Raw genomic sequence first — 10,752 nt, 5'->3', positions numbered from 1 at the left:
AGCCCGTTCCCGCAGCTCAGGGGCATACTTCCTCGGTGGTGCCATAACTCCTCACCCTTCCAGGTATCGGAGCCTCCAACCAACTCGGGGTGGCCCAGATCGTCTCCCAGTCCCTATCGCGGTGATCGAAGTGGCCGGGGCGACGGCGCAAAGCCATGCCCAGACGTTCCAGCGCGGAGGATTCCTCGGCCGTGAGCTCCGGGCGCCGCAGGTAGCGAGAGAGATCGACCGGCCACCTCCAGGCAGGCCGCTCGGCCTCGGATCGGGAGGCCGCTCGGGATTGCGCCGGCAGGCTCACCGGTGCCCCCGCTGCTGCGATGGTGCCTCTGCGCGGGTGAGCATGTCCACGCGCCAAGCGTGGATCTGTTCCATGCCCTTGCTGAGCTTCTCGGCCAGGTCGCGACCGGACAGGTGAATGTAGCGCAGCGTGGACTCGGTTGACCTGTGGCCGGCGAAGGTGGCGATCGCGTGCAGCTTCCAGCCCATCCGGGCCAGGTCGGTGAGACACAGATGCCGGGTGGTGTGCGTGGAGAAGCGAGACACCCCGGCGTCAACGGCGACCCGGCGCACGACCTTCGACCAGGTCCACAACGTCACCGGCTGGCCGTAGTTGCGGCGCGACTCCGACAGAAACAGGCGTCCTCGGGCCCGGTTGATCGTCGCCCGGTGGGCCAGGTAGTTCGCCAGCAGCACGCCGGTCGGGGCCGAGTACGGGACCACCCGCTCCATCCGGTTCTTGGTGTTCTCCGCCTTGACCCGCAGCGTCCGACGCCCAGGATCAAGGTCATCGGTGTCCAGCGTGCACAATTCCTCCCTGCGCAGGGCCGCGTCGTAGGCCAGGGCGAGCATGAGCCGGTTACGGATCGGCTCCTCAGCCGCGACGGCCAGGACCAGCCGCCACTGCTGCTCATCGGGAATCCAGGGGAGCTTGACCAGCCGCGGGACCAGGCCCCGTTCATGGCCTCCGAAGCGTCGACCGGGCGTGTACCTGCCGCGGCCGACGGGGTTGGACTCGCGTAGGCCCTCCTCGATGAGGTGGTCGTAGAACAGCCGGACCGCTACCAGTCGCTGCTGGATCGTGGCGTTCGACAACCCGGCACCGGAGTCGATCGACACGACGTTGGCTCCGCGCTTGCTCGGCCTGCTCGTGAGTTCACGGACGAACACCGCGACATGCGCCCGGTTCGCCGTGACCGCATCAACACCCTCGCGCTCACAGACCTCGAGGTACTCGGCCAGACCTCGCGCGTAGGCGTCGATGGTCCGGGGAGCCCGCCCCAGATCAGTCCAGATCCGCAGCCACGCAGCCGCCGGACCATGCCGTCCCAGGACCGGCCACTTCTCCACAAGTACAACAGCGCCCACTACGGCTCCTCAGCTACCGGCGAGACCGTACCGAAGCGGAGAGCCCGGCAGGCCTGATTCCAAGTAACTAAGAGCTGGATCGTCGAGTGGACCCTGGGCTGGTTCATGCGCGCCCGCCGCAACTGCCGCGATTACGAACGCCTGCCCGGCCACGCCGAAGCCTTCCTCAACTGGACCACGATCACCCTCATGACCCGGCGCCTCACCCGCAAGCAGCCTGCCGCCCGCACCAGCAGGCCGATCCCGCTGGCCACCGCAGCCTGAATCTTCGACCACGCAGGCCGAGCCGACGCGCCAGACCGGGCACTCGTTCGAACATCGAGCCGGACACTCGTGTACAAACGATCACCATGGACGTCGTCGCGCTGGAACAGGCTCTGGAGGACGTGTTCGACCACGCTGTGATCCACCACGGCTTCGTCGACTACATGCGGGACTACGAGCTCATCGTCTACGCGACGGCGGATCCGAGGACCGGGATCTTGCCAGTGCACCTGCGCTACCTGTTCCGCTACTGCGTCGAGGCCCGGTGCGTCTCCACCATCGCCAAGAGCACGTGGAGGGACTCCCTCGATGAACGGCTCATCGACCACGAGACCGGCCAAGATCTGGACGGATACGTGTGGGGCGTGAAATGGCACGGCCTCTACCCCGGCGCCGCGATCGTCGAGGATTCACCGGCCGCCGCAGCCTGGGCCGAAGAGGTCGGAATCGACTTCCACGAGGTCCGCATCCAGACCAACGCCCACGACCTCACGCTCGTCTTCTCCGACCTCAAGGTCAGTGAACTGCCCTCCGCAGACCCGAGGGTCCGCCACAACGAGGTGACCTGGATCCTCCCCGACGCAGCCTCGGAGCTATGGCCCGTTCGAGCGCGGGCGGGTCGACGCCTGGCCGCCTCCGCGGAGATCCCCGAGGCAGCCCGCGCGCTCGAAGCCCTCCTCCGAGACCCCCAGAACACCGCGGTCGTTCAAGAAACCGCCCACGCACTCCTGGATCGCCAGGACGCGCGCGGACTGCGACTGGTCCTGAAAGCGCTGGCCGACTCCTCCGACTCACACGGCCAAATCCTCTACGACGCCCTCCTCAGCGATCCCCGATGGATGGACGACAACGGACCGGCCCGGCTCCGCACCCAGCTGGAGACGCTCTCAGCCGATACCGAACCGGCAATCCGAGAAGAAGCCAAGCGGCTCCTCTCCACGCCGAACCTCCAACCGCGTTCCGACACCTGAACGCCACCGCTCTGCCGTCACGTCAAGACGTCACACAGGAACGCCTTCAGAACGCGAACGGCTGACCCGAACGCAAACCGACCTGTTGCTCCCGCAACGCCGCCAGCCACTTCGGCACCACCCCGTGACGTTCCCGCCACGCCGCCGACCGGCACCGCGCCGAGCAGTACCTCGCATCCGCCCGCACGCACTGCGGGTTCGCCGGCCGTGCGGCTGGTGCCCGCGACCTTGTGGGGCAGCAGCCTGACTGCGCCCTGAACGACTCGCTCCCGAAGGTGTCTCCCCGCCCGGCAGATGGTTCTGGGTGACGGCGGTGGCGGTGTGGTGTGGTTCGCGGCGGGTGTCTCATGCGAGCTGGTGGATCGTGGCTTGGGCGAGTGCGGCGTGGGCCGTGCCGGTGGGGGTGCCGAGCAGGAGCAGGCAAGTGAGTGCGACGTCGCCGGAGTGTCCGCTCCAGTGGCCTTCCGAGCTCGCCGACAGGAACGTCAGCGCGCTGCCCGCCAGGACCTTCGACAGCACGCCGGGGTCAAGATCATTGCTGAAGACGCCCTGTCGCTGACCGTTGTCGATCAGTTGCGCGACGATCGAGGTGAAGGGCTCCATCGATGCCTGCAGTGCGTCCTCGGCGCCGCGTCGGGCTAGTTCGATCACTGGGGCGAATCGGCGGGCGGCTCCCCATGTTCGCAGCACCATCGTGGCGAGTTCCGTTGCGGGGTCGTCGGTGGTCACGTCGGGTTCGCCCAGGTCGGCGATGAACTCTTCCGCTCCCGCTCGTACGAGGCCTTCGATGAGGTCGAGGCGGGTCGGGAAGTGGCTGTAGACCGTGCGGCGTACCATGCCTGCTTCGGCGGCGATGTCGTCCATGCTGGCGTCGGGGTCGGCGGTCAGTACCTCCCGTGCCGCATCCAGGATCGACAGCCGATTCCGATCCCGAACCCTCAACGCGCGCACCGAGCCGACAGCCATCACACGCCTCCTTCCCTTTGCCTCACTCACTATTGCTCCTGGTGTGCATAAATGCACACCAGGAGTCCCGTGTGCCGGTGATTCCGACACGGTAACAGGCTTACCGATATCGGTCACTGTCGAGTATTCAGGCCTGGACAGGGCGACACTCTTGGTGGCCGCGTGTCACCAAGATTCGCTGTTCTGCTGGCTGATGGCTGAATAAGCTGCTTGGTAACAGTCTTACCCGGATACTTCGTTGAGAATTTTTCGCGGTCAAGGAAAAGTGTGACATCGCGATATTGCCATCTTTGTTTTGATTGATTATCTTGAGCGTCCTCCGGGCTGGAGGGCCGCGGTACAGAGACCGGCCGCATTGCCTGGAGAGATGACCCCCCAAGAGGAGACGTTGTGAGAGATCCTGCTGGGAAAAAGAACGATCGGCGTGCGGGGATTCTCGCCGCCGTCATCCTGCTGACCGCTTCGCTGGCGGCCGGCGCGGGACGGGCCACGGCGGACCCCGTCCCCAGCACGCGGGTGCCCAGGGCGGTGTGCGGGCCAGGGTCGTCGCCGGAGACCGGCCTGCAGGGCCAGGTCCCCCTCGCCGACCGCACGGGCGGGCGAAGCCGGCAGGGCTACTCCTGCAATCTTCAGCTCGCCGGCCGCTTCCAGGGTCAGGGACAGGCCACGCTCGGTGCGTCCTACGGCCACTGCCAGTACCTCGGAACGCTCCTGACCGCCGCGGAGAACGCCGACCGTCCCGGCATCAACGTCGTCGACATGTCCGACCCCGCCCAACCGAGACTGACCGAATCGCTGGTGAGCCCCGCGACGCTCGCAGGAACCTGGGAAACGCTCAAGATCCACCAGGGCCGCGGTCTGCTGGCCGCCGTGTCGGTCGGGGCGGGGGTCGGCGGATTCTTCGTCTCGGTCTACGACGTCAAGACCGACTGCGCCCATCCCCAACTGCTCAACGGCATCCTCGGCACGACCGTGACCCTCCCGGGGAACTTCCCCGGCCACGAGGCGACCTGGTCGGCCGACGGGCTCACCTACTGGACGACCGGCGCCGTCGGCGGCACCATCGCCGCCCTGGACATGACGAAGCCGTCGAACCCCCGAGTGATCTACAACGGCTCGACGGGCCTGCTCAACCACGGCGTCGGGGTGAGCAACGACGGCAACCGGATCTACGTGGCCGACGTCCCGGCCGGGGTCACCACCTTCGACTCCAGTGATATCCAGAAGCGCAGGCTGTTCCCGCAATTGCGCCATGTCTCCGACACGACCTGGAGCGACGGCCTGATCACCCAGCACGCCATCCCGTTCACCGACCACGGCAAGCGCTACCTGGCGGCCGCCGACGAACTCGGCTCGGGCGGCGTCCGGATCATCGACATCTCCGAGGAGAGGCGGCCCACGACCGTCCGTCAGCTCAAACTCGAGATCAACGAGCCCGCCAACGCGGACCTGCTCAAGGCCGACACCGCCGGCAACGGCTTCTTCGGCTACGACTCGCACTACTGCGCCCTCGACCGGCTCACCGATCCCACCGCGCTGGCCTGTGGCTGGGCGCAGTCGGGCATCCGTGTGTTCGACATCCGCGACCTGTCGAACCCGCGCGAGATCGCCTACTTCAATCCACCCGCCCAGGTCGGCAAGCGGCCCCTGCTCGTCAACTCCCTGCACGCCCTCGGCGACGTCGACATGACCACCGACTGGTGCATGTCGCCGCCCCGCTTCGACGGCGACAAGCTCTGGGCGTCCTGCGACGACAACGGGGCACTGCTCCTGAGCTTCACCGACCACGCCTACCCGCTGCAATGAGGGGACGGGTCTTCTCCGCGATCGGCTTCGTCGTGATCGGAGCGGTCCTGGCCCTGCTGCTCACCGGGATCGGATCCGCTCCAGGCGCGGATCCGGCCCCGGCCGCGGCGCCCGCCGCTGGTCCGGTCGACATCGGCTTCGCCCAGGACATGGTCGTGCACCACCAGCAGGCCGTGACGATGGCCCAGGCCGTCATCGGCAGGGCGAGCCCCTCGGTGTCCCGGCTGGCCGTCTCGATCGAGCTCAACCAGCTCAAGCAGATCGGCCAGCTCCAGGGCTGGCTCGATCTCTGGAACGCCCCCCAGGTGCCGTCCGGCCCGCCCATGACCTGGATGGCGGGCCACAAGGGTGGTCACGCCGGGCCTGCCGTCATGCCGGGAACAGCCGCCCAGAAGGACATCGACCGTCTGGGTGAACTGCACGGCAGGGCTCTGGACGCCTGGTTCCTCAAGCTCATGATCCGCCATCACCAGGGTGGCCTGCTCATGACCGCCGCGGCCGCGCAGCACGCGACGATCCCGCAGGTACGCCGGCTGGCGACCGTCATGGGCGTCGCACAGGGCGACGAGACCGCGGTCATGTCGGGCCTTCTCGGAGCCCGGAAGGCAGGCTGATCCGTTCGGCCCGCCGGTGGGGGCCGCGGGGCGCCGACGCCCCGCGGCTTCGGGCCGCGCCCGGATCGGCGGGCGCGGCCGGTGGGCTCAGGTCGCGGAGCGGCGGGCGGCGTCGAACGGGGCGCGATCGAAGAGGAAGACGTTGCGTGTGATCTTGCCGTGGGCGATGGTGAGGTGTTCGGCGCCGGGGGCGTGCGGGACGGGGACGGTCTCGGTGTCGTACATGATCAGTGCGGTCTCGTCGTCGCCGAAGGCGCCGATCATCCGGGTGCCCAGCAGGATCTGGACGAACGGGGCGAGGAAGGCCCGGTAGGCGGCGGCGCCCTCGAGGCGTCCGGCGGGGGCGTCGCAGACGATGTCGTCGGCGACGTAGGTCATGGCCAGGTCCAGGTCCTTGGCGAACCAGGCCTCGTGGTGGGCGAGCGCGATGCGCAGGGCGGTGCCGGTCATAGTGATCATCTCCGTTTCGCAGTGCTTCTGTAGGTAGGGACACCGCGGGGTCGCGGGACGGAACGGTGGGATCATCGAAAGATGACGGAGGAGGCTCTGGCCGGTGCCCGCGATGGCGACGGCGAGGCGTTCGAGCGGCTCGTCGGGCTCTACCGGCACGAGCTGCACCTGCACTGTTACCGGATCCTCGGCTCGACGGCCGATGCCGACGATCTTCTTCAGGAGACGCTGCTGGCGGCCTGGCGGGGCCTGGCGGGTTTCGAGGGGAGGGCGTCCCTGCGCAGCTGGCTGTACCGGATCGCGACCAACCGCTGCCTGAACGCCCTGCGGGACGCGCGGCGCCGGGTCCCGGCGGAGCCCGTCCCGCCGTTCGAGCCGCCCGAACCGACCCGGCGCGGCGAGGTGAGCTGGCTTCAGCCCTACCCCGACGCCCTGCTCACCGCCCTGCCCGATCCCGCTCCGCGCCCCGAGACGCGGTACCAGAGCAAGGAGGCGGTGGAGCTGGCGTTCATCGCCGCCCTTCAGCGGCTGCCGCCCCGCCAGACCGCGACGCTGGTGCTGCGCGACGTCCTCGGCTATTCGGCGGCGGAGGTCGCGGAGATGCTCGGGACCTCCGAGACCGCGGTCAAGGGCGTCCTGCAACGGGCCCGTGCCACGGTCGGCGCGCACCGTCCCGTCGTGGAGCGTCCGGCGCCGGAGGCCGAACGGGAGCTGCCGCGCCGGTTCGCCGAGGCGTTCACCGCCGACGACATCGAGGGCGTCCTGGCCCTGCTCACCGACGACGCCTGGCTGGCGATGCCGCCCGCGCCGCACGAGTACCACGGGAAGGCCGCCATCGGGGCGTTCCTCGAGGCCAGTGCCGCCTGGCGCGACGGCCGCCGCTTCCACCTCGTGCCGACCCGGGCCAACACCCAGCCGGCCTTCACCTGCCATCTCACCGACCGTGACGGCCGGACGCTCCATCCGGTGGGCGTCGTCGTCCTCACCCTCGACGGCGACCGCATCGGCGCGATCACCCGCTTTCTCGACGCGTCGTTGCCTGCGCGTTTCAGGGGGAGCCGGGGGTGACGATGCCGTGTTCGTAGGCGAACACGACGGCCTGGGCGCGGTCGCGGAGGTGGAGTTTGGCGAAGACGGCGCCGATGTGGCTCTTCACGGTCGCCTCGGTGACGACGAGGTGGGCGGCGATCTCGGCGTTGGACAGGCCTCGGGCGACCAGGACGAGCGTCTCGCGTTCGCGGGGGGTGAGACCGGCGAGGAGGCCGTCGGGCGGGGAGAGGGGGCTGGTGCGGGTCGCGAAGTCCTCGATGAGGCGGCGGGTGATGGAGGGGGACAGCAGGGCGTCGCCGGCGTGGACGACCCGGACGGCCTCCAGGAGGCGCTCGCGGGAGGCGTCCTTCAGCAGGAAGCCCGCGGCGCCCGCGCGCAGGGCGCCGAACACGTACTCGTCGAGGTCGAAGGTGGTGAGGATCAGGACGCGGGGCGGCGGGTCGATGCCCGCGGCGGTGAGGCGGGCGGTGGCCTCGACGCCGTCGACGCGGGGCATGCGCACGTCCATGAGGATCACGTCGGGACGGGTGCGGAGCGCGAGGTCGAGGGCCTCGTCGCCGTCGGAGGCCTCGCCGACGACCTCCAGGCCGTCCTGGGTGGTGAGGAACAGGCGCAGGCCCGTCCTGACGAGTTCCTGGTCGTCGACGATCAGCAGCCGGATGGTCATGGGTTCCCGATCGGCAGGGCGGCGGTGACGGTGAAGCCTCCGCCGGTCCGGGGGCCTGTGGTGAGGTCGCCGCCGAGGGCGATGACGCGTTCGCGCATGCCGGTCAGCCCGTGGCCTCCGGGGGTGGCGGGGCGGGACGGGCCGTCGTCGTCGATCGTCACCGTGAGCGTTTCGGGGGTGAAGGCGAGGGTGACGTCCACGCGGGCCGGGCGGGCGTGTTTCAGCACGTTGGTCAGGGCCTCCTCGATGATCCGGTAGACCGACAGCTCGATGCCGCCGGGCAGCGGGCGGCGTTCGCCCGTGACGGTGAGGGTCAGCGGCATTCCGGTGTCACGGTATCCGCTGATCAGGGCGTCGAGGCGGGCGAGGGAGGGCTGGGGGCGGAGCTGGGCGTCCCGGGCGGGGTCGCGGAGCACGGTCAGCATGCGGCGCAGCTCGGCGAGACTGTCCTCGGCGGTGGTCTCGACCCGCCGCAGGGTGTCGGCGGCGATGGCGGGTTCGGTGGGCAGGATGTCGCGTGCCCCGCGCACGCCCAGGAGCATGACGGTCACCGAGTGGGCGACGATGTCGTGCAGTTCCCTGGCGATGGCGGTGCGCTCGTCGCGGGCGGCGATCCGGTCGAGCTGTTCGCGTTCGCGTTCGAGCTGGGCGGCGCGCTCTTCCAGGGCGGCCACGTAGCGGCGCCGGGTCTGGACGTAGGAGCCCAGAGCCCATGCCCCGACGGTGACGGGGACCGAGCTGATGCTCGCGGCCTGGAGGAACACGGCCACCGGGACGGCCGTGACCACCGACACGCGCCGTTCGCGTTCCTCGGCGATCGTGTAGAGGGCGACGAGGACCGGCGCGCCGCCGGGATACTCGCCCAGGGCCGCGCACGCCCACGCCGCGGCGATCGTCACCGCGAGGACGGGCATCGGATGGCGGCGGCGCAGGAGCAGGGCGGCGCCCGCGGCCGCGGTGAGGGCGATCGGCGGCACCCGCAGGGAGTCGACCAGCCCGAACTCCACTGCGGTGGCGACCACGGCCAGCGCGACGTCGAACAGCTCCGCGCGCCTCTCCACCAGCCGGCGGAGCGGCGCGCGGAGCGCTTCCGGGGTTCTCACGCCAGGTCGCGTCGCTGTTCGGAGACGAACGCCACGGCGACGAACGCGGCGGTCCAGGCGAGGAGCACCCAGCCGGCGGCGGCGACCGACAGGGTCGTGTCGTGGGTCATGCGGGCCAGGACTCCCGCAGCGCCGAACGGCGTGAGGTTGGCGAGCGATTCGTGCGAGCCGGCGATCAGCGGGATCACCGCGAAGTTCACGATCAGCAGGATGACCACTCCCGCCACCGGGTTGCGGACGAGGGCCCCGATGGCGGCACCCATGATCGCAGATAGGACGAACGCGGCGAGGTCGCTCGCCGCGATGGCCGTGACGCCGCCCGCGGTCAGCGGGGTGCCGGGGTGGTCTGCCAGCAGCGGCAGGGCGAGCCCCACGGAGATCGCGATCATGAGGCCGCCGATGAGCAGGGCCGTCAGGGCGTAGGCGGCGATCCTGGCCATCAGGGCCGTGGCCCTGCCGTGACGGGCGACGAGCGCGGCGGGTGCGGCGGTGCGGTGCTTGTACTCCCCGGCCGCGCCGACCAGGCCCCACAGCAGGAGCAGGATCGGCAGTCCCGACAGGGCCTCCTCCTTCTCGTGCAGGTCGTCGAGCGTGCCGGAGGCCTTGGTGATCATCAGGACGTTGAGGACGGTGAAGGCGATGCCGCCGAGGGCGAAGGCGAGGGCCGTCCGGGTGGTCACGGTCTTGATCAGTTCGCCTCTGAGGAGGTGGGTCACGGCGCGCTCCGCTCGGTGAGGTCGAAGAAGAGGTCTTCCAGGGAGGTGGCGGGGTCGAGGGCGCTGAGCGGCCCGGCGTGCAGGAGGCGCCCCCGGTCGATGACGACGAGGTCGTCGACGGTGTGGGCGGCCTCGCTGAGCAGGTGGCTGGACAGCAGCACGGTCCCTCCCGCGGCGGCGTGTTCGCGGACGAGGGCGCGCAGCCAGCGGATCCCCTGGGGGTCGAGGCCGTTGGCCGGTTCGTCGAGCACGAGGATGGCGGGGTCGCCGAGGAGGGCGGCGGCCAGGCCGAGCCGCTGCCGCATGCCCATCGAGTAGGCGCCGACGCGGCGTCCCGCGGCCCGGTCGAGTTCGACGAGCTCCAGGACCTCGGCGACCCTGCGGCGGGGGAGCCCGGCCAGGGCGGCCAGGGAGGTCAGGTGGGCGCGGCCGGTGCGGCCGGGGTGGGCGCCGCACGGTTCGATGGCGACGCCGAGGGTGCGGGCGTCGGGTCGTGTGCGTTCCACCGGTGTGCCGTTGACCAGGACGCGTCCGGTGGTCGCCTTCGCCAGGCCGACGATGACCTTGAGGGCGGTGGTCTTGCCCGCTCCGTTGGGGCCGAAGAAGCCCGTGACGGCTCCGGCGCGTGCGGTGAAGGTCAGGTCCGTGACGGCCGGTGTGCCGCCGTAGCTCTTGGTGAGCCCTTCGACCGCGATGGCGGCCGTTCCTTGGTGCGTCATACCGAGAGCATCGGTGCCGGTGCTCTCGCGGTCCTCAGCCTGCGGTCGAGTCTGCGGCTCC

The 10,752-nt window shown here is 70.0% G+C and carries 12 protein-coding genes; 5 read left to right on the top strand and 7 right to left on the bottom strand.

From position 1 onward, the window contains the following. Positions 1 to 294 precede the first annotated feature (294 nt). Complete coding sequence (locus ABD785_RS24060) at positions 295 to 1,365, bottom strand: tyrosine-type recombinase/integrase (protein WP_344832258.1); 1,071 nt, start codon at positions 1,363 to 1,365, stop codon at positions 295 to 297. A gap of 105 nt (positions 1,366 to 1,470) precedes the next feature. Between ABD785_RS24060 and ABD785_RS24055 the strand changes: the two genes are divergently transcribed. Together ABD785_RS24055 and ABD785_RS24050 are read left to right on the top strand one after the other, a co-directional pair. Next, a complete protein-coding gene (locus ABD785_RS24055) occupies positions 1,471 to 1,629 on the top strand; it encodes a hypothetical protein (protein WP_344832256.1) in 159 nt (52 codons plus the stop codon). 86 nt (positions 1,630 to 1,715) lie between these two features. Beyond that, a complete protein-coding gene (locus ABD785_RS24050; protein WP_344832254.1) occupies positions 1,716 to 2,600 on the top strand; it encodes a YxiG-like protein in 885 nt (294 codons plus the stop codon). 345 nt (positions 2,601 to 2,945) lie between these two features. Here ABD785_RS24050 and ABD785_RS24045 read toward each other — a convergent pair whose 3' ends face one another. Next, positions 2,946 to 3,566 carry a TetR/AcrR family transcriptional regulator gene (locus ABD785_RS24045; protein ID WP_344832251.1) on the bottom strand — a complete coding sequence of 207 codons (621 nt, stop codon included), beginning with the start codon at positions 3,564 to 3,566 and terminating at the stop codon, positions 2,946 to 2,948. A 390-nt stretch (positions 3,567 to 3,956) separates the two neighbouring features. On the opposite strand from ABD785_RS24045, the gene ABD785_RS24040 reads away from it, so the two are divergent. Beyond that, positions 3,957 to 5,372, top strand: coding sequence for an LVIVD repeat-containing protein (locus ABD785_RS24040; protein WP_344832249.1), 1,416 nt, complete (start codon positions 3,957 to 3,959; stop codon positions 5,370 to 5,372). Beyond that, complete coding sequence (locus ABD785_RS24035; protein WP_344832246.1) at positions 5,369 to 5,986, top strand: DUF305 domain-containing protein; 618 nt, start codon at positions 5,369 to 5,371, stop codon at positions 5,984 to 5,986. Before ABD785_RS24040 ends, ABD785_RS24035 begins: the two co-directional genes overlap by 4 nt. Positions 5,987 to 6,073: 87 nt before the next feature. On the opposite strand, the gene ABD785_RS24030 is transcribed toward ABD785_RS24035, so the two are convergent. Beyond that, positions 6,074 to 6,436 (bottom strand): nuclear transport factor 2 family protein, encoded by a 363-nt coding sequence (locus tag ABD785_RS24030; RefSeq protein WP_344832244.1) that lies wholly within the window; start codon positions 6,434 to 6,436, stop codon positions 6,074 to 6,076. A gap of 81 nt (positions 6,437 to 6,517) precedes the next feature. Here ABD785_RS24030 and ABD785_RS24025 point away from each other — a divergent pair, with 81 nt between their 5' ends. Further along, a complete protein-coding gene (locus ABD785_RS24025) occupies positions 6,518 to 7,504 on the top strand; it encodes an RNA polymerase subunit sigma-70 (protein ID WP_344832243.1) in 987 nt (328 codons plus the stop codon). Here the strand turns inward: ABD785_RS24025 and ABD785_RS24020 are convergent. Genes ABD785_RS24020 through ABD785_RS24005 form a run of 4 tightly spaced genes read right to left on the bottom strand, consistent with a single transcriptional unit; the run spans position 7,485 to position 10,691 of the window. Then, positions 7,485 to 8,153 (bottom strand): response regulator, encoded by a 669-nt coding sequence (locus ABD785_RS24020; protein ID WP_344832240.1) that lies wholly within the window; start codon positions 8,151 to 8,153, stop codon positions 7,485 to 7,487. The genes ABD785_RS24025 and ABD785_RS24020 overlap by 20 nt on opposite strands. After that, complete coding sequence (locus ABD785_RS24015; RefSeq protein WP_344832237.1) at positions 8,150 to 9,256, bottom strand: sensor histidine kinase; 1,107 nt, start codon at positions 9,254 to 9,256, stop codon at positions 8,150 to 8,152. Before ABD785_RS24015 ends, ABD785_RS24020 begins: the two co-directional genes overlap by 4 nt. Then, entirely contained in the window at positions 9,253 to 9,972 is a 720-nt protein-coding gene (locus ABD785_RS24010; RefSeq protein WP_344832233.1) for an alpha/beta hydrolase family protein, read from the bottom strand. The genes ABD785_RS24015 and ABD785_RS24010 overlap by 4 nt, the downstream gene beginning before the upstream one ends. Then, entirely contained in the window at positions 9,969 to 10,691 is a 723-nt protein-coding gene (locus ABD785_RS24005; protein WP_344832230.1) for an ABC transporter ATP-binding protein, read from the bottom strand. The genes ABD785_RS24010 and ABD785_RS24005 overlap by 4 nt, the downstream gene beginning before the upstream one ends. Positions 10,692 to 10,752 lie beyond the last annotated feature (61 nt).

This window comes from Actinocorallia longicatena (assembly GCF_039534125.1).
In the GTDB taxonomy this organism is placed as follows: Bacteria; Actinomycetota; Actinomycetes; order Streptosporangiales; family Streptosporangiaceae; genus Actinocorallia; species Actinocorallia longicatena.
This window is presented reverse-complemented; position numbering and strand designations above follow the sequence as displayed.